The 25849-nt window shown below is 41.5% G+C and carries 21 protein-coding genes and 1 pseudogene; 5 read left to right on the forward strand and 17 right to left on the reverse strand.

The features are described 5' to 3' along the window. Positions 1 to 11: 11 nt before the first annotated feature. The 5 genes from MKY95_RS18490 to metH all read right to left on the reverse strand — a co-directional run bounded on the left by MKY95_RS18490 (position 12) and on the right by metH (position 7301). Positions 12 to 860 carry a deoxyribonuclease IV gene (locus tag MKY95_RS18490; RefSeq protein WP_076317611.1) on the reverse strand — a complete coding sequence of 283 codons (849 nt, stop codon included), beginning with the start codon at positions 858 to 860 and terminating at the stop codon, positions 12 to 14. Next, complete coding sequence (locus MKY95_RS18495) at positions 850 to 1671, reverse strand: DNA-formamidopyrimidine glycosylase family protein (RefSeq protein ID WP_076317610.1); 822 nt, start codon at positions 1669 to 1671, stop codon at positions 850 to 852. Before MKY95_RS18495 ends, MKY95_RS18490 begins: the two co-directional genes overlap by 11 nt. Before the next feature lie 6 nt (positions 1672 to 1677). Further along, complete coding sequence (locus MKY95_RS18500) at positions 1678 to 2487, reverse strand: TIGR01457 family HAD-type hydrolase (protein WP_076317609.1); 810 nt, start codon at positions 2485 to 2487, stop codon at positions 1678 to 1680. A 357-nt stretch (positions 2488 to 2844) separates the two neighbouring features. Next, complete coding sequence (gene rnz / locus MKY95_RS18505; RefSeq protein WP_076317608.1) at positions 2845 to 3783, reverse strand: ribonuclease Z; 939 nt, start codon at positions 3781 to 3783, stop codon at positions 2845 to 2847. A 77-nt stretch (positions 3784 to 3860) separates the two neighbouring features. Continuing rightward, positions 3861 to 7301, reverse strand: a complete 3441-nt coding sequence (metH, locus tag MKY95_RS18510) for a methionine synthase (protein ID WP_253509140.1) — start codon at positions 7299 to 7301, stop codon at positions 3861 to 3863. A gap of 179 nt (positions 7302 to 7480) precedes the next feature. Here metH and MKY95_RS18515 point away from each other — a divergent pair, with 179 nt between their 5' ends. Further along, complete coding sequence (locus MKY95_RS18515) at positions 7481 to 8026, forward strand: cupin domain-containing protein (RefSeq protein ID WP_047843398.1); 546 nt, start codon at positions 7481 to 7483, stop codon at positions 8024 to 8026. A gap of 96 nt (positions 8027 to 8122) precedes the next feature. Here the strand turns inward: MKY95_RS18515 and MKY95_RS18520 are convergent, their stop codons facing one another. The 8 genes from MKY95_RS18520 to MKY95_RS18555 form a co-directional block, all read right to left on the reverse strand. Next, a complete protein-coding gene (locus tag MKY95_RS18520; RefSeq protein ID WP_076317606.1) occupies positions 8123 to 8797 on the reverse strand; it encodes a GntR family transcriptional regulator in 675 nt (224 codons plus the stop codon). 102 nt (positions 8798 to 8899) lie between these two features. Continuing rightward, on the reverse strand, positions 8900 to 10534 hold the full coding sequence (locus MKY95_RS18525) for an extracellular solute-binding protein (protein ID WP_076317605.1): 1635 nt from the start codon (positions 10532 to 10534) through the stop codon (positions 8900 to 8902). Between the two features lie 137 nt (positions 10535 to 10671). Next, entirely contained in the window at positions 10672 to 11544 is an 873-nt protein-coding gene (locus MKY95_RS18530; RefSeq protein ID WP_036613592.1) for a carbohydrate ABC transporter permease, read from the reverse strand. Positions 11545 to 11556: 12 nt separating this feature from the next. Next, entirely contained in the window at positions 11557 to 12519 is a 963-nt protein-coding gene (locus MKY95_RS18535; protein ID WP_036613590.1) for an ABC transporter permease subunit, read from the reverse strand. 555 nt (positions 12520 to 13074) lie between these two features. Beyond that, positions 13075 to 13866: an HAD family hydrolase gene (locus MKY95_RS18540; RefSeq protein ID WP_101313670.1), complete on the reverse strand. Its 792-nt coding sequence runs from the start codon at positions 13864 to 13866 to the stop codon at positions 13075 to 13077. 28 nt (positions 13867 to 13894) lie between these two features. Then, positions 13895 to 14404 carry a hypothetical protein gene (locus MKY95_RS18545; RefSeq protein ID WP_017688037.1) on the reverse strand — a complete coding sequence of 170 codons (510 nt, stop codon included), beginning with the start codon at positions 14402 to 14404 and terminating at the stop codon, positions 13895 to 13897. 125 nt (positions 14405 to 14529) lie between these two features. After that, complete coding sequence (locus MKY95_RS18550; RefSeq protein ID WP_017688036.1) at positions 14530 to 14739, reverse strand: DUF896 domain-containing protein; 210 nt, start codon at positions 14737 to 14739, stop codon at positions 14530 to 14532. A gap of 95 nt (positions 14740 to 14834) precedes the next feature. After that, positions 14835 to 15212, reverse strand: coding sequence for a LysM peptidoglycan-binding domain-containing protein (locus MKY95_RS18555; RefSeq protein WP_076210088.1), 378 nt, complete (start codon positions 15210 to 15212; stop codon positions 14835 to 14837). A 297-nt stretch (positions 15213 to 15509) separates the two neighbouring features. On the opposite strand from MKY95_RS18555, the gene lexA reads away from it, so the two are divergent. Beyond that, positions 15510 to 16136, forward strand: coding sequence for a transcriptional repressor LexA (lexA, locus tag MKY95_RS18560; RefSeq protein ID WP_017688034.1), 627 nt, complete (start codon positions 15510 to 15512; stop codon positions 16134 to 16136). Positions 16137 to 16240: 104 nt separating this feature from the next. Here lexA and MKY95_RS18565 read toward each other — a convergent pair whose 3' ends face one another. Continuing rightward, complete coding sequence (locus MKY95_RS18565) at positions 16241 to 17542, reverse strand: aldehyde dehydrogenase (protein WP_339193744.1); 1302 nt, start codon at positions 17540 to 17542, stop codon at positions 16241 to 16243. A 731-nt stretch (positions 17543 to 18273) separates the two neighbouring features. On the opposite strand from MKY95_RS18565, the gene MKY95_RS18570 reads away from it, so the two are divergent. Beyond that, positions 18274 to 18585: a hypothetical protein gene (locus MKY95_RS18570; RefSeq protein ID WP_036673874.1), complete on the forward strand. Its 312-nt coding sequence runs from the start codon at positions 18274 to 18276 to the stop codon at positions 18583 to 18585. Between the two features lie 104 nt (positions 18586 to 18689). On the opposite strand, the pseudogene MKY95_RS18575 reads toward MKY95_RS18570, so the two are convergent. The 3 genes and pseudogenes from MKY95_RS18575 to MKY95_RS18585 all read right to left on the reverse strand — a co-directional run bounded on the left by MKY95_RS18575 (position 18690) and on the right by MKY95_RS18585 (position 23311). Next, positions 18690 to 19990: pseudogene (locus MKY95_RS18575) on the reverse strand (IS3 family transposase). A gap of 148 nt (positions 19991 to 20138) precedes the next feature. Beyond that, on the reverse strand, positions 20139 to 20558 hold the full coding sequence (locus MKY95_RS18580; RefSeq protein ID WP_339193746.1) for a hypothetical protein: 420 nt from the start codon (positions 20556 to 20558) through the stop codon (positions 20139 to 20141). Positions 20559 to 22291: 1733 nt separating this feature from the next. After that, the gene (locus MKY95_RS18585) at positions 22292 to 23311 is read right to left on the reverse strand and encodes a phosphotransferase (protein ID WP_047843405.1); all 1020 of its coding nucleotides are present in this window, start codon (positions 23309 to 23311) and stop codon (positions 22292 to 22294) included. A gap of 1345 nt (positions 23312 to 24656) precedes the next feature. Here MKY95_RS18585 and MKY95_RS18590 point away from each other — a divergent pair. Both MKY95_RS18590 and MKY95_RS18595 read left to right on the forward strand, forming a co-directional pair. Next, positions 24657 to 24803: a hypothetical protein gene (locus MKY95_RS18590; protein ID WP_339193747.1), complete on the forward strand. Its 147-nt coding sequence runs from the start codon at positions 24657 to 24659 to the stop codon at positions 24801 to 24803. Between the two features lie 27 nt (positions 24804 to 24830). Next, entirely contained in the window at positions 24831 to 25841 is a 1011-nt protein-coding gene (locus MKY95_RS18595; protein ID WP_339200009.1) for a site-specific integrase, read from the forward strand. Positions 25842 to 25849 lie beyond the last annotated feature (8 nt).

The raw sequence follows: 25849 nt of genomic DNA on the forward strand, positions 1-25849 counted from the left end.
TCCTCTCCCCATTATAACCAGGAACGCATGAGCGCTATATCATCACGGTGCGTTCCATCTTCGCCCGTTTCTGTCTCGAGCACAACAACCGCATTTTGGAACTCAGGCGCCTTTAACAATTCTTTCATTGATTCATTGCCGATATATCCCTGTCCGATCCTCGCATGTCTATCCTTACACAAACCAGACGCATATTTGGAATCATTAAAATGGACAGCAGCAACATTATCCCAATACCCGAGCATCCTGCCCTTATCGAGCATCGCCGCTTCGTTGCCTGACGACCACAAACCTGAAGCAAAAGCATGGCATGTGTCAAAACAAAAAGCAATATGCTCCGGATAACGGCTTAATTTGCGAATCTGTATCATTTCTTCCATTGTCGTGCCCATCGGGCCATGATCACCTGCCTGATTTTCAATCAGCACCTTTGAGTGTCCATTCCAATTCTCCAAGGCGGTATCCAGACAATGAATGAGGTTCTGATAACCCTCCAGCGGATCGTTTGTTTTGATATGTCCAAAATGGACCACCGTCCCAACAGAACCGCAAGCATTCGAAATTTCAAGATCATTGCGAATAGAAGCTATTGTAGCATGAAACCCCGCCTCTCCACGGGTCATGCCCAACGCCGGATTCGTGGGATAGGGTGAATGTGCAATCGAAGCAAGTCCCTGCTGTTCACACCAATCCCTGCACTGCTCAGCATCCTTGAGGTCCAGACTTTTCAGGCTGAGACTACGCGGGTTCTTCGGAAAATACTGAAACGCCGTTGCCCCCATCTCATACGCTCTCTTGGCTGCCTGAAGAAATCCGCCTCTGGTGCTGACATGTGCCCCGATACCGGTTTTAGGCCTCATGCTGGCATTTCGGACAGAAGAACGCCTTCTTGCCCGTAATTTCCACTCGTTCAATCGTTCCCCCGCAGCGCGGACAAGTCTCGCCTTCCCGATCGTATACGCGACATTGCTCGTCAAAACTTCCTGTCTTCGTATCCCCTTGCATCAGCGGCATTTCCATATAACCGCCCTCAGAAGCTGCTTCACGCAACACGGACTGCATCGAATGGAACAAACGCTCCGTCAACTCTGGTGAAGTCGCGATGCTCTGCGTTTTGGAGCTTGGTCTTAGACCGGCAGCAAAAGCAATCTCATCCGAATAACAATTGCCAATCCCCGCAATAATATGTTGGTTTACCAATGTTGTCTTGAGCGTACCCCGGCGACCTTTCAACAGGGAAGCAAAACGTTCCACATTCATCCGTCGATCCAAAGGTTCAGGTCCAAGATCAGACATCGCCTCTTCGGTTTCTTTTGAAGTAAGCAGATGTAAATAACCCAAGCGCAGTCCGATAAAGAATAAAATGTGATCGCCAAACTGAATTTCCACTTGCGTGGAACGATCAGGACGTTCTTCTTCCGTGCCCCAGAAAATCATACCACCCAACATGAGGTGCAGTACCAGGCGTTTGCCATTAGCCAAGTGGAAAATCAGATGCTTCGCTCGGCGCTCAACAAATATGATGCGATTACCTGTAAGTTCATTGATAAACAGATCAGGCTCCGTATTTATCGTTTTATCGCGGTTAATTACAACACCTGTAATCAGTAGATCAAGTATTTTCTCGGACAGCAAGGTCCGGTAATTTTCCATTTCCGGTAGTTCCGGCATCGTACATTACCCCTTTTTGGAAGCTTGGTCTGCCTCTTGCGACAGCCACTCCATCAATTTATGCAAATCTTCAAACACATGATCAGGTCGAGCCTTCGCTGCTTGAATGTGTCCATCCATATTATCCCGTGTTGTCACACCGGTTAGTACCAACAGCGTCTCACACCCTGCTGCCACTCCAGCTGCAATATCGGTTCGCATATTATCTCCGATCACTGCCACTTCATGAGACGCCAGGTTTAACCGGCTAATGGCTGATTTCATTATAACACTCGATGGCTTGCCTATAACTGTAGGATGAACTCCGGTCGCAGCTTCAATTGCAGCTCCAATAGTCCCCGCCCCAGGTGTCAGTCCATCATCGGAAGGAAGCTGCAGATCCGGGTTGGTCATGATGAATTTTGATCCCGCATTAATCCACCTTAGCGCCTTAGTCAGTTTATGATAGGAAAATTCACGATCAATCCCCTGTATGACGTAATCTGGTGCATCTTCCGTAAGCTGTAGTCCTGCTTCTTCTATGGCTTGCAGCAGTCCTGCTTCTCCAATACATGCCACTTTTGCACCCGGGGACTCTTCAGCAACATATTCAGCAGCCGCCACAGCAGAAGTACATACTTGAGACGCGTCGGCAGGTATGCCCATCCCGTTCAGATGATCTGCCACACCTTGTGGGGTACGGGAAGAATTATTTGTTACGAATAAATACGGCTTTCCTAGCTCTTGCAGTGTTCGAATAAGCTGATCGGCTCCTTCGATACGATGTCTGCCATGATAGAGCGTACCATCCAAGTCAATCAGATAGGCCTTAATCACACACAGCACTTCCTTTCTTCATTCCATTAACGTTTCATGTCCTTAATCAATTTACCTCGAACTTGAACGCGAACCTATGTATTCAGGCAAAAAATAATGGCTTGCTGACATATGTACGCAACAAGTCGAACCGGATCGAACACCGACGGTTTAACTCGCGCGTCTTCTGTACAAGCTTGTCATTTCCTGCGCTTTCCCGGAAAATAATTTGAATCATTTCCCTCTTCATATTGCCCATCCTACACGCTTTCTGACCAGATTGCAAAAGGGACCGCGGGAGTTCCTCTCCCTCAGTCCCGTGCAATTACCCGGATCTTTATATGACGTGTTTAGCCGTGCACTGGTTCGCAATCAGGGTTAAGATTCTTGCTTGCGATGCACGACAGGAATAAGCTGGTGTTCGTTTGCAAGTCTGGTATTCGGGAATACGGACTGCGCCTCTTCCAAAAGTGGTTGAAGTTGATCCTCATCCTTATAGCGTGAACTGAAGTGAGTCATGATTAGTTGCCCTACATTGGCTGCTCTAGCCGCTTCTGCCGCTTGTTTAGAAGTACTATGATAGTACTCATGCGCTGTATCGGCCAGATCATGCATGAATGTAGCTTCATGTACAAGTACATCTGCATTGATGGAAAGTGGCTGTACGTTGTCACATGGACGTGTATCACCCAATATGGTGATCACCATACCACGTTTTGGCGCTCCCAATACATCTTCTGGACGAAGCGAATCACCGTTATCCAACGTAATGATTTCTCCACGTTTCAATCGGCCGAACAATGGGCCTGGTTTCAGACCATATTCCGCCAGTTTGGCTGGATCCAGGCTTCCTGGACGATCTTTTTCGGTGATCCGGTATCCATAACTATCAATCCGATGCTCAAGCAAAGCAGCTTCCACGATAAAACTGTCATCCTCGAACAGGACGCCGCCCGTATGTTCCACGATATTCAGATCATAGTTAACCCGGGATTGGCTCAGCTCCATTGTTGTACTGATCATTCGTTCCGTACCTGGCGGACCATATACGGTTAATGGTGTGGTGCCACCTTGATAGGCTCTGCTCGAAAGCAGTCCTGGAAGTCCAAATACATGATCACCATGCAGGTGAGTAATGAATATTTTCTCCAATTTGCTCAGTTTAAGCGGAGAACTTAAAATCTGGTGCTGCGTTCCTTCCCCGCAGTCAAACAACCACAAAGCTCTGCGCTCATCCAACATGCGTAGCCCAATGGAAGTTACATTCCGTTGAAGCGTAGGTACACCAGCATTAGTTCCCAGGAAATATAGTTCCATTCTGGATCGCACCTCTTTCTATTGCCAGCAAAAAACCTCCGACAATGCGGAGGGCTTTGCCTGACACTCTACTGAATTTATGCCTTCTCTACATTAAAATACTTAGCTTGCGGATGGCTGAATACCATCGCTGATACGGAAGCTTCAGGTTCCATCATGAAACCTTCCGTCAATTCCACACCGATATCCTCAGGCTGTAGCAACTTGAACAGCGGCCCTTGGTCTTCCAGATCCGGACAAGCCGGATATCCAAAAGATACTCTGATCCCTTGATAGCGTGCACCATGACGTTGCTTCATGGTCATCTGGGCAGAATCCGGGAATCCCCATATATCTCTCATCATATGATGCACACGCTCAGCTAATCCCTCTGCTACTTCAAGCGCTACGGATTGCAGAGCATGCGAGCGAAGGTAATCCCCTTGATCTTTCCACGCCGTGGATAGTTCACGCACACCGTGTCCAGCCGTAACAACCATGAAACCAACGTAATCCATCTGACCGGATTCAACAGGTTTCAGGAAGTCGGACAAGCACAGGAACGGCTCGACTTTTTGACGTGGGAACGTAAATGTATGCAAAATATTACTGGTGTCCTTTGGATCATAGATGATGACGCTGTTACCGCTGGACTGAGCCGGGAAGAAACGATACATGGCATGCGCCTGAATAATCCCGTCACGAACAGCCTCTTGCATGATATCATCCACGACTGCTTTCAGGTCGGTAGCCTTCTTATCACCTGAAGCAAGCAGTTGTTCTACTGAACCGCGCAACCCCAGATGATGTCCAAGCAACATCTGCATGTTCACGTATGGCAGGATATGTGATAAAGGATAGTTACGCATCGTATGCCGATCCAGATCAGGCGGGACAAGAACCGGATGATCTACAGCAATATCCGAACGCTCCACTCGCGTAAGCTCTGGAAGAGCCTGAACAGCTACAGCACCTGAAGCATCAGCCTCTTTCTCAGCTTCCATCTCCAGTTGCATCACTTCACGTGAAACAGGATTCATCAATTTGTTCGCCAGATCCAGACCATCCATCGCATCTTTGGCATATACAACCATTCCGTTATATTCAGGACGGATACGATTTTTGGTGAATTTGCGTGTTAGCGCCGCGCCGCCAACCATAATAGGTACATCAATACCTGCTGTTCGCAAATCCTGAGCGGTAAGAATCATCTGTTGCGCTGATTTTACCAGTAGACCCGAGAGGCCGATCGCATCGACTTTTTCTTCTCGGTATGCCTCAATGATACGTTCTGGTGGTACTTTTATACCCAAATTAATGATCCGGTAACCGTTATTGGACAGGATGATCTCAACCAGGTTCTTACCGATGTCATGCACATCGCCCTTGACCGTGGCCAGAATGATCTTGCCTTTAACCGAAGTTTCGTTCTTCTCCATGAATTGCTCCAAATATGCTACAGAAGCCTTCATAACCTCTGCACTCTGCAACACCTCAGCTACAATCAACTCATTGTTGTTAAAGAGACGACCTACTTCCTCCATCCCTCGCATCAGTGGACCGTTAATTACTTGAAGTGCTGTATATTTGGCAAGTGCCTGTTCGAGATCTGGTAGCAATCCTTCTTTACTTCCTTCGACTACATATGAAGCGAGACGCTCTTCTAATGAAAGGTTCGAGATTTTTTCCTTCTTCTCAACCTTCTTGTTACGGAACGCCGCTACGAACGCCGCCAGAGTGTCATCATTCGTGTTATATAAAAGCTCTTCGGAGAGTCTGCGTTCTTCTTCAGGAATGGAGGCATAACGCTCCAGTTTCTCTGTGTTCACGATCGCATAGTCAAGACCTGCTTTGGTACATTCATATAAGAATACTGAGTTCAGCACCTCACGGCCCGCTTCAGGCAGTCCGAATGAAATGTTACTGATCCCGAGGATCGTATGACATTCTGGCATCGCTTCCTTAATCACTCTTATACCTTCAATAGTTTCTTTGGCTGAACCGATGTACTGTTCATCTCCGGTACCAACTGGGAACACCAACGTATCAAAAATCAGGTCTTCTGGTTTGAGGCCATATTTGTTCACCAGCAAATCGTAAGAGCGTTTGGCTACGTCAAGCTTGTCTTCCCGACTAATCGCCTGACCCCGTTCGTCAATCGTTCCGACAACTACTGCACCACCATATTTATGAAGCAACGGTGTGATCAGCTCAAATTTCTCTTCGCCATCCTCAAGGTTAATGGAGTTAATTATCGCTTTACCTTGCGAGTACTGGAGGGCCAGATCAATTACTGAAGCATCTGTCGTATCAATCATGAGAGGAACCTTCACTTTTTTTACAACCAATTCAAGGAACTTCACCATGTCTTCAGACTCTTCGCGGTCCGGATCTTGTACACACACGTCAACAATGTGCGCTCCATTTTTCACTTGAGCACGAGCAATTTCCGAGGCTTCTTCATATTTACCTTCTACAATGAGTCGTTTGAATTTACGTGATCCCAGCACATTCGTACGCTCACCAACCATGTATGGACGATTGTCCTGTTCGATGTAGATCGGTTCTATACCAGATAAAGCCGGTGGATGTGTTCCGTTCATTTCTCTTGGGGGGTACTGGGCAAGTGTGTCGCGCATCGCTCGAATATGTGCAGGGGTTGTCCCGCAACATCCACCAGCAATATTCAACCAGCCCTGTTCGGCAAAAGCACCAATCTTCTGAGCAAGCGAGTCTGGTGACTCATGGTAATTACCATTCTCATCCGGAAGACCCGCGTTCGGGTAACAACTAACGGCAACCGATGCCATTCCGGAAAGCGAGCGAATGTGATCACGCATGAACTCAGGACCTGTAGCACAGTTTAGTCCTACCGAAATTGGGTTAAGGTGTTCTAAGGATATATAAAAGGATTCGATGTTCTGACCTGCAAGGGTCGTTCCCATCGGTTCAATCGTTCCTGATATCATCAGGGGCAGTGTAACACCACTCTGTTCGAAGGCCTGCTGAATTCCAATGCTGCCTGCTTTTACATTGAGGGTATCCTGTGAGGTTTCGAGTAGTAGCGCATCAACGCCTCCCTCTATTAAAGCAAGCGCTTGCTCCAAATAACTGTCGATAAGTTCCTGGAACGTTACTCCCCCAGTTACAGACAGTGTTTTGGTTGTTGGTCCCATCGCACCTACCACATAACGTGGAGATTCAGGTGTAGAGAAACGATCAACCGCAGCTTTCGCAATTCTGGCTGCTTCCAGGTTGATCTCGCGTGCCCGATCCTGAATATCGTACTCAGCAAGCACAACGGATGTGGCACCAAATGTATTGGTTTCAATTAAATCGGCGCCCGCCTCCAGATATTCTTCATGAATGCGCTGGATCAGTTCTGGACGAGTAAGCACTAACATTTCATTACATCCATCCAGATCTTCGCCGCCAAAATCTTCGCCAGTCAGATCAACTTGTTGAATCATGGTCCCCATTGCACCGTCGAGGATTAATATTCGTTGTTTTAATGCATCGTGTAGACTAATCTTATCCAATATCTTCACCCCCGCAAAACGTTAGATCTTAGTTTAACAGAAACTAACTTAATGTGAAAGATCGGGTTTGGTCCCGAAAGATGGCGGGTTTGCACGACTATGAACGGAATTTGAGAATCGACAAAAACAAAGCAATCCGATATAATTCAATTAAACCAAGTGGAAAAGAGGGAAAGAACATGGCTGAAATTGTTATCCGAAATACGAACGAACGCATCACTGGTGACGAAAATGTTCGAAATTTCTTAAACAAATACGAAGTATTATATGAGAAGTGGGACGCTTCCAAACTGAACACTGATCTGCAAAATAACTTTGGATTAACTGATGAACAGAAAACCGAGGTTTTGGAAACTTACGATTATGAAATCAGAGATTTGGCTGCACGTCGCGGATACCAGATCTGGGATGTCATCACGCTGTCCGAACAAACACCAGATATCGAAGAAAAGCTCGCCAAGTTCGAAGAAATTCACACCCACGCTGAAGATGAGATTCGTGCAATTGTTGCTGGTAAAGGAATCTTTGTTATCAAAGCTACAGATGATGTGGGCTACTTTAATGTAGAACTGTCTCCAGGAGACGTTATCTCTGTACCTGAGAATACACCGCACTTCTTCACATTAATGGAGAACAAACAAATTATTGCTGTACGTCTGTTCATCGAAAAAGATGGCTGGATTGCAGATCCATACCCTGATCCTACATTTATCAAACAAGCCTAACACTCTCGTGTTACAACTTGCTTAACCAAAACCCCTGTTCAATTGAACAGGGGTTTTCGCATATGCATATGGAGAGTAGTATACAACATCGGTGCATTATACAAAATAATGCGGGTATTTCGCCCTTATCGATTCCTGTTCAATAACAACGAGTCTAAGATGAGCTTCCATCACCTGAACAGCTTGCTCGGTCTGACGCTCTGTGATAAGACGATAAATCTCTTTGTGCTGGGAGATAATGACCTCCAGGTTGGAGTCCTCCGCTAGACGTAATAAACGCAACCGATTAAACGGAATATTCAGTTGTTGCAACATTTTCCATGTTCTTAGCTTACCCGTGCCCTGGAACAAAATCTGATGAAACTCTTCATCCAGTTCAAAAAGTCGATAGAAATTGTTTTTCCCTATACAGACTTCCTGCATTGCAATGTTGGTTTCAAGTCGAAATCTGAACTCTTCTGGAAAAGAAACACAAGCCAAAGTCACGATTTCCTTCTCCATCTTCTCCCGCATAAACCTGCCTTCTTCCACATGCTCCAGATTAATATGAGAGACGATCGTTCCACTCTGGGGAATAATGTCCAGCAGTTCTTCTTCAGCAAGCTTCATGAATGCTTCTCTCACGGGTGTTCTGCTCACCTGCAGTTCATCTGCAATCTCTTTCTCTGAAATCTTGGTACCCGGCTTAAGTTCCAGGTGAAGAATTCGTTCTTTTAACAGGTTATATGAATATGCCCGGGTCGAGCCTCTAATTTTTTGATTAAGTGACATGCCTAGACCTCTTTCTATCAGCCGTATTCATTCATCTTAGCACAAATTACCGTTCCACTTATATATCGGTGTGAAACGGTAATCTGGCCAACATCAACTATATTATTGCTTGTTTTCTTTGTAGGCTTTGTACGTGTCATTTGCCAGCTTCAGATAATTAGATAATCCTTGACTATCCAGCTCTTTGGCAAACGTATCGAATTCAGACAAGTCCCGTTCACCCAAGATAAATTTAAGTGTATTTTGATCCGAATAATCTTTCAGTGGTGTACTCAGAAGTGTCACCCGTTCACGGTCCTCTGAAGAGTAAGGAATTGGTGGTTCTGCCGGGATCACTTCCTTGGTATCCTTCATGTCTTGTTGGAATTTCAACTCTTCTTCACTAAACATCGATTGCAGCAGATCTGTCGTACCACCGTAGGCAAATACTCCACCAGAGAAACCAAAGTCAATACGCAGATCCTTCGTGCCTTTAGGATTCAAGCCATTGTAGTTCACATCTTCTACCAATTTACGTTTTCCGCCCTCTTTGGTAAATGTTTCGCCTTCAACGCCCCATTTGGCAAACTCTTGACCCTCATCACTGTAGTATAACCAATCCACAAATTGCATAATAGCTTTGAAGTTTTCGCTTTTTTGAATTTTTCCGGATATCATGACACCGTTTTCAAGTCTGGAGCCAGACATTAATTGCCCTTTTGGCCCACCAGGAACTGTAATCTTCGCAACAGAGTATTTACCTTCTCCCAGCGTTTTGTTCATATCATTTCGGTGCAGCACCACCGTTTGGGAATTACCATTAATCATGAATGATTTGCCGGATACAAATTTCTGTACAGCCTGATCATCATCCTGTGTGAAACTTTCTTTGTCCAGCAATCCTTCGGATACCAACTTGTTAAAGTACGTTAGCATTTCCTTATACTCCGGCGTAGTAGCCGTGTACACAAATCCATCCTGATCTTCCTTATACGTCAATCCGTTACCAAAACCCCATCCAGCCTTGGTACCAAAGCCGGTAGCAGCGATGTTCAATGTACTATTGAATTTAAATCCATCCGAAAATGGAATGGAATCCGGGTAGATTTCTTTCAGCTTTTTGGCTGCATCATACAATTCGTCCCATGTCGTCGGGATGGCGATGTTATTTTCTTCAAAAACATCCGTTCTTACCAGTAATGTATAATCCGGCCATACTTCTTCATGCAGACCCGGGAGCACATAGTACTTTCCATCTTCTTGCCGAAGTCCTTCCAGTTCATCTTCCAAACCCCATTTTTCCACTTTATCCTTGAAGTTCGGCATCAAATCAATGTAATCACTAATGGGCAAGACCGCACCGGAAGATACAAATGCAGATTCTTCACCAGGATAGGTTTTGGGAATAATCAGCGGTGCATCGCCTGAACTGATTAGAAGGGATCTCTTCTGAGAGTAGTCACTCATGGGAACAATCGTTGGCTCAAGCGTAACACCCGTCAGTTCGGTAATTTTATCGAAAAGTAACCAGTCTTTTTTAAAAGGATAAATAGGATGATCACTGTATAGTATGGATAGATTAAACGGCTCAGTTGCCTTGAATGTGTCACCTACATTGTACGTCTCCATCGCTGCCTTGGTTTGAACTTCTGTGACGTCACCTCCAGCTCCATTACCGCTGCTACATGCTGCCAGAACAACGGTCATCATTGATGCCAACACCATTTTACCAACAAACTTACGTGGCTTTTGATTCATTTAGGTTATCCCCCTGAATTTGGTTTAGGTTGACCTTGACTTAAAACTTTTTAATCAATAAAAAGCGAGCGCTCGCCTTTATCACCGGAGTGTTCCGTGTAAATCATCTTTAGTTCAATTTATATAGCTGCTAGGTATTACTGTTTAACAGACCCTAACATGATACCGGTTACAAAGTATCTTTGGACAAATGGATAGATGGTGAGTATCGGCAAGATGGTTAATACCATCGTTACTGACTTAATATTCGCAGCAATCTGTGTCAGGTTATCAGCTGAAGTTGCACCGGCAGATGCCCCACTTGTCGCTCCTGCAATCATATTGCGCAAATAAATGGTGACCGGGAACAGTTCTTTTTTGTCCAGATACAGAAAAGCTGGGAACCAGGAATTCCAATGACCTACTGCGTAGAACAGCACCATGGTTGCCATAACTGCTTTACTAAGCGGCAATATAATGCGTAACAAGATTCCGTAGGTGTTCAAACCGTCAATGGAGGCAGCTTCCTCCAGTTCTTCAGGCATATTTTCAAAAAATGACTTCATGATCAGCATGTTGTATATGCTAATTGCGCCAGGAACAACAAGTGCCCACATAGTGTTGTTGAACCCAAGAGAATTAATCAACACATAGTTTGGAATCAATCCACCACTGAAGAACATGGTAAATACGGCGAACATCGTCAGAAACTTGCGACCCATCAATCTCTTTTTGGACAGGGCATATGCGAAAATAGTCGTCATAAACATGGAGATTAACGTACCTACTACAGTATAGATAATCGTATTTTTATAATTCGTCCAGAACATGCTGTCACGTGAGATGGTCTTGTATGTCTCCACATTGAATCCTCTTGGGAACAAACTAACCTTACCCGAATTAATGTAGGACTCACTACTGAAGGATTGTGCCACGACATTTAAGAATGGATAGAGCGTTATAAATACCACGAACAGCAGAAAGATGACATTGAATACTTTAAATACCTTGTAAGATCTGGATTCCTGCATGGTTCTCCTCCTTTACCATAAGCTTCTTTGTGTCAGTCTGCGTGAAATGGCATTTACGGAGAACACCAGAATCAGACCGATCAGCGATTCGAACAAGCCAATTGCGGTAGCATAACTGAAGTTACTGGATTCCAGTCCAACCCGATACAGGTAAGTGGAGATCACATCAGATGTTTCGTAGATCAGCGGATTGTACAAGAGTAAGATTTTTTCAAATCCAACTGCCAGGAAATTACCCATGTTCAAAATCAATAACGTCACAATCGTTGGCAAGATCCCTGGTAACGTTACATGAATCGTTTGCTTCCACCGATTGGCACCATCGATACGTGCAGCTTCATACAAAGAATCATCAATGGTTGTCAGTGCAGCCAGATACAGAATTGCCCCCCAACCCATACCCTGCCATACCTCAGAAGTGATATAGATTGTTCTGAACCATTCAGCCCGCTGCATAAAAGGAATATTGTCTCCGGTGAAGAAAGCCACCAGTCCATTAATGGAACCATTCACTGCTGTCAGCTGCAGGATCATACCCGCAACGATAACGATGGACAGAAAATGAGGCAGATAAGACGCGGTCTGTACAAACTTCTTGAATCGTTTACTTTTCACTTCGTTAAGCATCAAAGCAAAAATAATTGGAACCGGGAATGTAAAGAGTAACGCAAGTCCGCCTAACATCAGCGTATTACCGAATACTCTCCAGAAGGTAGGGTCCTCAATGAACATTTTGAAGTACCTTAATCCAACCCACGTTTCTCCAAATATACTTCCCCCGGGAACAAAACGTCTGAACGCAATCACATTACCAATCATCGGTCCATATTTGAAAATAAGGAGATAAATGATGGGAAGGATTAATAGTGAATACAGCTGCCAGTCTTTGCGGAACAAAGTTGCTGCCGTTCGTAATCTGCTCTCTTTACGTAAAGATGTCATGGTTAACGTTGTTTTAGCGGTTTCCGACTCCATGTGTTTTCACTCCGATCCAGGACTTGATAAGTAAGAGTAATTCATGTACATTTCCCATCGTTTCTCCTCTTGTAGAAGACAACAACTCCTTTAACTTCACCCCCACTGCGTAATAGATAATCGCTAAATGTAAGCGATATCAATTTGATGCATTATGTAGAATCACACAATCCAAGGTGCTTCACATCATTCTTTAGCACTTACTAAGTGGTGTGATTTCCAAATCGGAAGAAGATACTCTAAAATATTAAGCGCTTACAATCAATCGAAAATAATAAGCAATAACTCCCTGCCTCCATTTAATGAAGTAAGTCAAAAAGATATTGCTTTATGACAATCTAAATACTAGTCATACTAGTATGTTAGTTACATTCTAATCCAGCTTCCCCCTAATTTCAATAACTTTTAGCAAAATAAATGAAGATCTCATTTAACAGGGTAATTTAGTCAACAAAATCAAATAAAAAAACATTGGTAACTTCAAGAACGACATCATCGTTCATTGAAGCTTCCAATGTTTCAGGGTGCTGAGGAAAGATGTTATAGCTGATCTGCTTAGAAATTAGCAATAAGCTGATTTAATTCCGATAAATGTGTTATTTCATGGTCTGGCGCATACGTTTCGTTGTTGGTCTTATGCTCACGGTTAATCCATACGGATTGGATGCCAGATGATAAAGCACCACGAATATCAGTCGTTAACTTGTCTCCAACCATCATGCTCTCTTCGGGTTTAACACCCAGTTTACTCAAAGCATGTTCAAATATCGACGGATCTGGTTTTCCTTTTCCGAAGTTACCCGAGATAATAATCTCATCAAAGAACGGAGTCAATTCAGGTACACCATCCAACTTTTCTTGTTGCAAAGCAGGACAACCGTTTGTTAACAATAACAGTTTGTACTTTCCTTGTAACTGACGCAAGGTATCCATCGTTTCTTCGTACACATGAGGTCTGGATCTCCGTTCTACTCCAAACTGCGCAGCAAGTTGTTCAGCAAGATCTTCCCGATCTATACCCAACTTCAACAAGCCACGACGCCAGGATTCTTTACGGTAAACTGGAGCAAGCTGTTCCAACTGACGGAACTCAGGTTGATCCCCACCAGTAAAGTTTGCCCATAGGCCTTCAAACGGATTGATTCCAATCATTTTGGTAAAAGGAAAGGTTTCATATGATTCATACAGCCCACGTGCCTCATTACGAACAGCTTCTTCAAGTTCTTCTGGTTTTACCCCAGTCTCTTTCGCTGCGATTAGACAAGTCTCATGAAAAGCTTCTCGAACACTACGCTCATCCCATAATAAAGTATCATCCAGGTCGAACAAAATCGCTTTTAACGCCATTCCGATCATCTACCCCTTTATGCAATAATTACTTTTCGACGGTTTCCACGGTGATCTGGTGTGCTTTTGCAAATTTCAGCAAACGTTCTGCAATCGCATCTGTATCGTAACGGTTCAATAACTTGGTAAACACCCATCTTTTCCCGCGACTGTTATGTTCGATAACAACTGTACCTGGTTCAATTCTGAATTTGACGATATCGTCAACCCCAATTGAACGTTCACGATTACCCTTCGTCGTTATAATCCGATTACTGCTAATCTTGATGTATGGACGGCGAAGCATGAAGATGACTGCCAAAAATACGTAAAGCAGCATGGTCACCCAGTCCCAAGTTGTCATTGGAGCTTGCACAAGGAATGTGCTCATAAACAGATACAAAAAGGCGAGACCGATCAAAAATATTGGGAACAACAAGCTGCGTCCCTTAAAGACTTCTTCACCTGGTGTACCAGTGATTGGTTGACCACTTTTTTTGCGTTGCTGATTTAACTGCTTGGAATTTTTCTTAACCGTTCTCTCGAACGAACGCGACATGAGAATCCCCCTTATGTGTCTTTGTATCGGCTTACATAACTGTAAACCAACATTTCCCCCTATAAATTGCACACTCAAAATAACAGGAAGAAACCTAAATATCATAATGATATCATTAGGTTTCGTTAGTGTTTGAGTTTGCCTTGGTGGCCTTTGTCATTCTCATCATCAACAATCTCAATGGTATCCAGTTGTTGTCTGAAATTGCTGCGAATATTACTCAAATAAATCTCTCTTAGTTCGGCACGTTCAGCAAGTTCTTCCTCCGACAATCCAGTGGACTTTTGCTTACGAGCCAATTCGTTAATGCGTGCTACCAGACTATCTATATCCAAGCTTGTCCCCTCCAAAAATACAAAGTCATATTAACTTTGCCATTATAAAGGCTGCTTGTCAAGCTGACACGCGCTAACACTCATTGATGTGCATTTTATTCTGCAAATTGCGGTAGAGCTAGTACTTGTCCCACTTGGATGGATGTTGTATGAAGTTGATTCACTTTCTTAATTGCTTCTATATAAATACGTGTATCCATATTCGTCGGTTTATGTTCCAAAGAAATACTCCATAATGTTTCCCCTTGTGAAACAGCTATCTTTCCTCCTGGCAGAACATCATTCTCATTGCCGGCAAATACAGTTAAAACGGTGCTGCATCCAATAAATATAATCATAGAAGTAATGGCTACCTTTAACATCCATGAAGAAATCTTGAAACGCGCTAAAACCTTCTTGTAGTTCCCTATGTTAGACTTCACCAGTTCCGAATTCATTGGTTCATAAATGCTTTGATAAGTAGAATATCTCATTAAATGCCCGCCTCCAAACGTTTGTTCCTATCTGTTGAAATCAATATAACACGAACACTTGTTTTGTTCAATAGATTTTCAGAACAATTGTTCGCTTCTTTTTTAGAAGGAACAATATCTTATTTCAAGTACTTGTGCAAAACATTTGCAGTATTATGCTCTGACTTTTGGACAATTTCTGTTCTATAAGCTAAAAAACACTGATTTAATGCTATTTTATTTAGAACTTATGTTTGTACGAACGGAGGTTCTATGTTATAATTTTCCCAAACGTTACTAAAATGGGGTTGATACGGTATGTCGAAGATATCCAGCAGGCAGCAGGCTATTCTGGAGTTTATACGAAATGAAGTCCGGTTGAAGGGGTATCCTCCTTCCGTACGGGAAATTGGTGAAGCGGTTGGACTGGCTTCCAGCTCAACAGTACATGGACATTTGGATCGTTTGGAGAAAAAAGGTTTGATCCGACGCGACCCTACCAAGCCAAGAGCCATTGAGCTTTTGAGCCAAGAAGAATCTGAGCATTCTCATCAATTTGCTCATAGCGTTGCACGTATTCCTGTTGTTGGTAAGGTTACAGCCGGGGTTCCAATCACTGCAACCGAGAACATTGAAGACTACTTCCCTCTTCCTACACATTATGTAGGCGAACAGAAAGTGTTTATGCTTTCGGTAGTCGGAGATAGCATGGTGGAAGCTGGAATCGTTAACGGAGATTACGTTATTGTCCGTCAACAGCAAACTGCTGATAACGGTGATATCGTCGTTGCAATGACTGAAGACGATGAAGCTACAGTGAAAACGTTCTATAAAGAGAAAGATCATATTCGCCTTCAACCGGAGAATGCGACCTTCGAACCTTTACGTTTGAAACATGTTAGTATTCTGGGTAAAGTCATTGGCCTTTTCCGAGATATTCATTAATATTTAACTTGAGTAACAAAACTAGATGTAATGAAATACGAAAGAGGTTATCCTGATCAACAGGACAACCTCTTTTTTCATGTTTATGTTATTTTAGCGGCTAATTATTCACTGCGTTTCAGAACACTCTTGTGATGCGAGAACACATCAAAGCTCTGTTGTCCGTGATATGAGCCCATACCGCTCTCTCCTACACCACCAAACGGGAGGTAGTGTGAAGTCATATGAGAAAGTGTGTCATTAATACATCCCCCACCGAAGGATACTTGATTCAGAACCTGATCCTGCAGCTGCTCATCCTGTGTGAAGAGATATAGCGCCAATGGTTTTGGCCGGCGAACAATCTCATCTAGCATAGGATTCAGGTCACTGTACGTAAATACAGGAAGAATCGGACCAAAGATCTCTTCTTGCATGACAGCTGATTCCCAGTTCACATCTCCAAGTACAGTCGGCTCAATGAGCAACTGCTCTCGTACAGAACGTCCACCAATCAGCGTTTTGCCATCTGTTAGGAATTTCGACAACCGATCAAAGTTACGCGAGTTAACAATATGCGGGAAATCAGCGTTCTGTAACACATCGTCCCCAAATTTATCTTTGATCTCTGCGCCAATCAGATTGATCAATTCGTCATGAACTTGTTCATGTACAAGCAAATAATCCGGAGCAACGCAAGTTTGGCCTGCATTCAGGAACTTACCACGAACAATACGCTGGGCCACCAGCTTCAGTTCTGCATCGTTATGGACAATAGCAGGACTCTTGCCCCCTAGCTCCAGGGTTACAGGAGTCAAATGCTCCGCAGCTGCCTTCATAACAATGCGACCAACACCTGTGCTTCCTGTGAAGAAAATATAATCAAACTTCTCTTTCAACAATGCTGTGCTAGCCTCAACTTCGCCTTCCATAACCGCAATATACTCCTGAGGGAAGATCTCCTGAATCAGATCATACGTCAGACGAGATACGGCTGGTGTTAATTCAGAAGGCTTGATAACTGCACAGTTACCGGCTGCAATTGCTCCAATCAGTGGACCAAAGGCCAGTTGGAAAGGATAGTTCCAAGGTGCAATAATAAGAGCCACTCCGTATGGTTCAGGGTAAATGGTACTCACCCCATCCGGCATAGCCGAATTGGTTGGGACTTGTTTTGGTGCAGCCCATTCCTGCAGGTGTTCTAATGCAAAATCCAGTTCACCCAGAACAATGCGAATCTCGGAACCGTAAGCTTCCGCCTCTGATTTGTTCAAATCTGCCCGAAGTGCATCTTGAATCCGTTGCTGATACTTTTCAATTCCTTTTCTAAGCTGTTGAAGCGCATTAATCCGATAATCAATATTTTTAGTTTGACCTGTATAAAAAAATGTACGTTGTTCTGTCACCAGTTGTTTTGCCTGATCCATATTAACATCTCCAATTAATTATTTAAAATTAAATTGTTCAAAATTTAATTAAAGTATATCTCTTCTATATGAAACTTTCAACATACAAATGAAACATCCATATTGTATGTATTTGAACGATGGTTGGAATTTTGAAAGAGTGAAAGCTAGTATTCCCTCCTATTCGTGGCTATCAGAATTTCTAAGGAAGTTTGATTTAAATCTTTTGCTTCAGACAGTTTAATATTAATGAAAAGTGAGTTTTGCGATTATCTAAATCGACGAACGAATATGTTTGTTATAAAGGTAAGCCTTGGTCACAGATAAACACAAAAATGTTACGTGGGCAAGTGAAGAAGAATCAGGGGACATGTTTTGGCAATTTGCTTTCAGATGATTTATCCATTCCCGGCCACAACTTCACAACGAGCAGATTTTAATCCAACAACTACTCCTGAGAGCTGTCTTCGAAGAAAGGGTTAAATAATATCAAATCAACTTGTACTACTTCTATTAAAAAAAGTCATCTAGTATCTCACTCATCCGCTGCATTTCATGATCGTCCAAATCTGTTTAGATTGGATATACTACTTAATCAGTTGGAGGAATTTTTGGAAGTTACGTTAGTAGATCTGTAGGGGGTGAAATACAAATCACAATGTAATATATATCATAATTTTACATAGAATTATATGGTATTTTTAGAAAGTAAAGTTTTATAATTCATTCAAAAAAATTTAGGAGGTATTTACATGAAAAAGAAACTAGCCACAATTGGAGCGCTCACTGCTATAGTAGCAAGTATTGCTGTTCCAGCATCACTTGCTTCTGCCTCATCTTCTGTTCAAGGTTCTGTAACTGCACAAAGTGTTACGATTCAGGCGACGCAAAAATATGTGAGATATTCAGATGCTAACAATAAGTATGGAGATGCGAAGTATGTTCCAAAGACATATACTTATGCTGATGGAGTTTGGTATGGAGTACTCAATCTAGCATCTACTACCTACTCAAACGGATTATATTACGGAAACTATGAAGGTTACGTAACGAAAATGGAGTAATTTTGTCATCACAATAAAATTCACGTATATTAAATATAACAATACTAAAAGAAGGCTTCTGAATTCTAAAGTGTACCCTTTGTAAAGGACATTTTGAAAAAAAACTAGGCAACTTGTTGAAGCTGCTGTCTGTATTTTACAGGCGGCAGCTTTTTCAAATTCCATTGCCCTCGATAATGATTGTAGTACGTCATATAACTCTTAATTTCTCGTTTTACTTCTTCTAATGTTTCGCAATCTTTGATATTCGTTTCATCCTTAAAATGCCCAAAGAACGATTCTTGGGGAGCATTATCCCAACAATTGCCTCGACGTGACATGGATTGTCTTAATCCCATTTTCTTCACTACGGATTGGAATTGTGGTTTCGTATAATGAAAGCCTTGATCAGAATGGATCAACGCATCTTTGGTTAAATGGCGATGCTTCTGTAATTTACGAAGCGTGTTTAGCGCAATTCCTATACTTAACGAAGAAGAAACTTCATACGCTAAAATTTCATTCGTCTGTGCGTCTTTAATCGTCGATAAATACGCACGTTTATTGACTTTTTACGTTAAATATGTGATATCGCTTAATAACACCTTTCCCGCCTCGCCTGGCTTAAAATTGCGCTGTAATTCGTTTGGACAAGTGCGATGTTCTTTCGTTGCTTTTGCCATTCTACGGGCTGGATTAGACTTTCGAATGGGACAGATGATCTCAAATTTCTTCATGATCCGGCGAATCCGCTTCAAGTTGTACGTCATTTTGTACTGATTTTCTAACGTCATTTTGATTTGGTGTGCTCCTTTTTTTCGTCCACGAAAATGATACGCCTTTACAATCTTATCTGTTTTGGCTTTAGCTACACGCTTCTGCACTGATTTTTCAGAGAAGCAATTGTAGTATCCAGAACGTGATACTTCCATAACATCGCATAGATAGCTGATTAACCGTTTCATTTTATACGTTCTGATCGTCCGATAAATGAGTTCAAACTTCAGCTCTGGTGCCACTTTTATTTCTTTTTCAACATCTGCCTTTCGAGTAGATCGAGTTTTTTTAGCAGTTCATTTTCCGCTCGTAACAATTGATTTTTTGCTTCTAATCGTTCAATCTTTTGTTCTAATGTTAATTCACGTTCCGATGGGCGACCTGAATTTGTTTTACGTGTATCCTGTAAGCCTTCTACACCCGCTTCACGATACGAAGCACGTCAACGTTTTCCGGAAGAACGAACACGCTCCAAACCAATACATTCAACATCTAAGCCTGCTTCTTCAAAAATGTCTCGTGGCAGTTTCCCCTGTTCATTTTGTGCAATGAAATGGCGCTTAAATTCATCGGTGTACGTAATCGCCTTTTCGCTAACAGCGATTACATTTGGATTCCGTTTTAGCAGTTCTTGTTCTTTCTTTGTCAGTAATCTTTTCGTCGTAACATTTCCGCTCCAACCTCTTTTTTTTCATTATAAACAAAATACCCTATAAGATGGGCTTTTTTCAAAGTGTCCATCTTATAGGGTACATTTTAACTTTAATCGGCTTTTTCTTTCCCACAACATAAAAGAATTAATACTCGTTTACTGGACCACAACCAAAAGGTTGGCAAGTCTGGATTGTCGATGCTGTTTCAATGAAACCTGTATAATTATGATATTTATAATAGTGATGGTCCTTCCTGATGAATAATGTCGCACTAAAATCACTATGCCTAACATCTCTAGTGTATGTTTTTGTTACCCAGTAGGCTCTAGGAGCATCCTTAGAAAGATAATAACCACCGATACTTACAAGTATACCTGCTATTTTTCCACCTACAGGTCCTCCAATAAAGGAAGCGAGTATACCTGCTATTGCAGAAGCAGTGGCATATATTATCTCAGTGGAATTTTCCACTTTGCCTTTATATACATAACCGTCCGCTAATGCTTGTGGTGAGAAACTGAGATCTTCGTGAATAGGTTTTATTTCGTTTGTAGCATAATTCACTTCGCCAGTTTGAAGATTTTCATACTTTACTTTAGTATCATCAACTTTTGTAATTTTTAACTCATCTTTACCATTTAAATCTGTTGCAATATAATAGCTGTCATATTGAATTAATGTAGAACCGTCTTTAAAAGTGATGGAATTATCGGTTGTAATTTTCGACTAGTTCTAAAAGGCTATTTTCCACTTGAAGTGCTGGTAAAGAATTTGCCTGATCTTGAGCGAATACTGGAATTGAGATAGATGTAGAAAGCATGACTCCGGCTAAAATGTTTTAGCAATTTTCATTGTTTGTATCATTTTAGTCCTCCATTCAATTCTAATCTTTCTTTTTTCTAAAAAAATCGAATTTGATTACGTAATCAAACAAAGATGTAATCACAATAGCCCCAATTGGAATAAACAAATAAATCCAGAACGGATTATTTGGAGCTTCGCCAGGCGGAGAATCTGTTAAAATAAAGTAAAGAACAATGCAATAGATTATAGCCAATACAATACCTGTTATGTTTCTATTTTTCATAGTTGCTCTCACCTCTTGTTCACAGAATCAAGTATTGTATTTCCAACTCAAAAATATTATGACATAAATTTGGTATAATTTCTCTTATATACCTTAAAGTTTTTAAACAATATTTATGATGATAGCTTTAACCAGTATAATTCCCTTTGCTTAACAGCTATTTTCAGTACTATATTTCGTTTTTTAATATCTGACTCCCTATCTCAGCGTTTCAGTTGCTATATAATAATATGTAACTTCTCATGCGCTAGGATACTAAATGATATTTTCAGTTAAACGCACAATGATTAGACACATCTACATTCCAAAAATTGGTACAAGGTACAAGTTATGGTATAGAACTAAGGACATGAACTATAAAGCTAAAGTATGGTCAAATTCTCTGAAATAGGGTAGAATTGTTATAGTTACTTTCTCAGCGATAAAACAAATGTAGTAGACTAAACATAACTTTCGGAGCCAAATATGACTCCTGCACAAACGAGCCTTATATACAAAGGCTCGTTTTTTGATGTATCTTGTAAAATATCTTTTCCGTTACTAATTCGAAGATTTTCCTTTTTACATCTTTCAACAACAACATTTTACTGCTCTGTTCGATACTTTGATTAACTTGCGCTTACACCGCTGTAAGGCGGTTTTACATACACAAAAAAAGAAATAACGTTCTATACAGTACCCGTTCTCTCGACATGTGCCATCATCTCTTTTCAGAAGTTTTCCCATCATTCCTACAGCTACCCATTCTGGACGCTCCGTATAGGACGGATGCTTTCCATATAAAAGCTCGATCTTCCATAATGCCTCAACCGTTTTTGGCATCTCGCTGAACTGAACATTCGGCGCAAACCATCAAGCCCCTAGAAAAGAAAAAAGACGACCCACCAATTCGAGTCGCCTTCATTCCAACTCAATGCCAGTTTAAAAAATCACGAAACGACCCAAACAGCTCCGTCAAAATACACCCCGAAAATGAAGGGGAACTAGAGAAGCTGAAGAACAATTGGATCGGACAAACTTCATGAATAAGCATAAATCTTCATAATAAACAGAAAAGTTTCAGCGCTAAGTACACAAGTAGATCTTATATAAACTCGAAGTCATAGCTCACGTTTTTAAAACTTGATGATACGAACAAACACTCTAAACAGCGACCTATTGTAAATCATCACCATAAGATATCATTATTTTAGCCCGGTATCGGTTAGTACTAATCCACATTTACAGGCTCGATCACTTCGAATAAAAATGGATTACCATTTAAATATTCTCTTATGTATGCTTGGGCATACTTTTGTTCAGCGATTAAACTAGTTGTTTCTCTTGGATCAGAGGAGTGATGGCAGGAGTTCTCGATTATGAACATGACAAAAAAACATTCCAGATCCCGAATATAGTCCGTTTCCAACTTCCTAATACTCTCATAACCTTGGATAAGCATCCATCGATGCTTTGGCCAAAGCTCCAATATGGTGCCTGCCATATCGTAGAGATAATATCCGTACCCACATCTTCCAAAATCAATCGGATAGGGTTGATTATCCTCAAATACCATATTACCGGTATGTAAATCAGCATGAATGAGCCCATAGTTATGTTCACTTGGATGCATCGTGGTAAGTTGGGATACAACCTTCTCAGCTGCATCTTGATAGAGCTTCCATCCCTCTTCGGATAAAAAACGCTCATAGTAACGTTCCAACTTAGCCATTTCACGTTTAAAACTTTCTACTCCCCAAGTAGGTCTTACAAAATCAGAAGGTGGATTGAAATCCTTTGCTGCTTCATGGAGCCTGCTCATCAATACACCCATATTATATGCTTGACTATCTGTAAATTCACCTGCTGCTTTTTCACCCTCTATCCATCGCATCATCGTTATATAAGGGCGCCTATATCCTGTCTCTGTTTCGATGTCCAATACATAAATACCATCACAATTTGCCATCCCTTCTGGTACTTTTAGATCTTTCGATTTGTTCAGTGCTTGTAACAGTAGGAGTTCCGAACGAATTTCCTCTCTGCTTAATCGGTCCGAATGAATGCGAAGTAAATAATTGTTATCTGTACTGGTTTCAATTTTATACGTGATCGTATCGGATAGTTGAATAAACTGGATGTTATCCCATTCTAAGTTATACTTTCGAATTGCAGATAAAGCGACTTTCCTTGCTCTGATTAATAACGCCCGCCGTTCTTCATCAGTATCAAATCTAAAAAAATCATTCATTTGTTATCCCCCCTGGCAGTTTTTATGAAGTAAATCAACTACTTCTCTTATATGTTATTATAACGATAGTAAAAGCTTGAAAATATGTAATAAACAATTTAAACTATACTATACACAAAAAAGTCACATTAGGATTTCTTCCAATGCGACTTTTGTTAAGCTATTATTTTGTATAAACGATCTTTTTAATAGTATCGCTTGAAAGGAAAAATCGATCTGAAAGTTTCTCGATAGTGTCACCATCGAGAAACTTTCGCCGGATTTCATCATTTCTAAGATTATAATTTTTCTGCTGCCTGAATTTTCACCCCGATTTTTAACGCAAACCTTTTGATTTAGGGACGTAAACCAATCCACCGTTCATATACTTTTGTATTTCATTTAGTAATTCTTCCGGAAAGATGATGTCGGCATTTACATATCTCATGATAGCCGCTCCTTAAAATAGTTGAATTTTAAGGTAGCAAAGTCTACACTATAACAATTATCACTATCCGGATTTAAGCGGTTACTTATATTATTAGCTCTATACAAACAACCGCCGTTGTTCATAAAATAGACTTTGCATAGAACATATCTCGAACATTGTCATAGTGTCTCTCCTTCATAAATAACATTCAAACTATCTTCATCGGAAATAGAATGCTATCTCAATAGTAACATATTACTCCAAGTGGGCGAAGTGTCAACACTATACAATTAAGTCGTTTGAGCTAAACTGTCACATCTCATCTATTCCTTACGGACCATCAATATTAGACATTCCGCATGTATCGAGTACGTGAATACTTTAAGCTCCTTCCTGCAAACTCAGCGTTGCCGATGCGATATCCAGTTCAATTCTCTGCTTTATCACTAGCGATGATATGGTTCACCTCAGTTAATCTTAAACTAAACTGCCCGCCAGCTTAATGAATTAGAGCAGTGACAAGTAGTTAAATACTTATCTAATCGGTAATCAGATCATTTCCTTTTCGGCAATCGGTACAAGTTCTGGTCTCGAACCAAGGACAAGAACTTTAAAGCTAAAGTATGATCAAATCCTGTGAAATAGGGTAGAATTGTTTTAGTTACTTTTCCGCAAGAAACCTCTGCACTAATTTAAACATAGTTATTGGAGCCAAATATGACTCCTGCACAAACGAGCCTTAGTTACCGAAGGCTCGTTTTTTGATGATTTTTTTAAAATATCTTTTCCGACTTTAATTCGAAGCTCTTTCTCCTTTTTCATCTTTAACCCAGAATATTTCACTACTCTGCTCAAAATTGATTAACTTACGCTTATATTGCTGTGAGGCGGTTTTACATACAGAAAAAACTAACGTTCTAGTAGGGAGGAATGAAATTGGCAAGTTTTAAGAAATTAAAAAGTGGCTGGAGGTATCGGTTAAAATACACCGATCCGTTCACTCAACAACAAAAAGAGAAATCCGAAGCGGGTTTTCGAACTAAACCAGAGGCTGAATTTGCTGCTGCTGAATTTTTAAGGTAGCTAAAGCAAGGGTTCGAACAGAGCTACATTCCTTTGGTCGATTACATTCGAAATTGGATAAATAACTACAAAAAAGAAGTTGTACGAAAGAATACGATCAAACTACATGAAAACAACCTTAACACCCATATCAAACCTTATTTTAAGCGTCTGATGCTCAAAGATTTAAAACCAGATATGTATCAGGTCTTTTTAGACTCTCTATTTAAAAAGGGACTCAGCAAACGTACGGTTGAGATCATCAACTCTACTGTATACTCAGCCATGGAACATGCACTGATTCAAGGAAAAATATTACGCAATCTATGTAAAGGTTCAATTATTAAAGGAGCGCACAAAAAGAAGACGATCCAATTCATTGATTCAGAAGACATCCCCAAATTTCTTCATACGGCTCGAGGGTATGGGTACATTTATTGGCTTTTCTTCAAAGTGCTTATTGAAACGGGGTTACGAAAAGGCGAAGCTGCCGCTCTAAAGTGGTCGGATATCAATTTCAAAGAAAAGATGATCCGTGTTGATGTAACACTCGATTTTCAAGCTGAAGACGAGGACGAACTTTTCGGAGATACAAAAACCGGAAATTCTACCCGCACCATTAATGTAAGTAACGGAATCATAAATGATTTGAGGTATCATGCTTCATGGCAGAATCAAAATAAGATCAATTTAGGGGAGTCCATGTACAGACACGATTTAAATCTCGTCTTGTGCAGGAATGATGGTAGTCCGATGCCTAAATCTAGTCTTTTTAATGCTTCGAAGAGAATTTTGAGAAAAGCGGGTTTAAGTGAGGATTTAACGATCCATTCCTTCAGACATACCTATGCCGTGATCATGCTTGAAGCTGGGGCCGACATAAAATTTGTACAAGAGCAGCTTGGGCATGGCAGTGTGCAAATTACATCCGATATGTATGCTCATATTTCTAAAAAGCTAGAGAAGTGTAACATTGATAAATATGAAGAGTACACTTCCCGTATTTTTGGATCAGAAAATCAAAAACCGGGGGACGTTTGGGGGACGCAACCTCAATAGAAGTGCAA

This window comes from Paenibacillus sp. FSL P4-0176, assembly GCF_037975265.1.
GTDB lineage: Bacteria > Bacillota > Bacilli > Paenibacillales > Paenibacillaceae > Paenibacillus > Paenibacillus amylolyticus.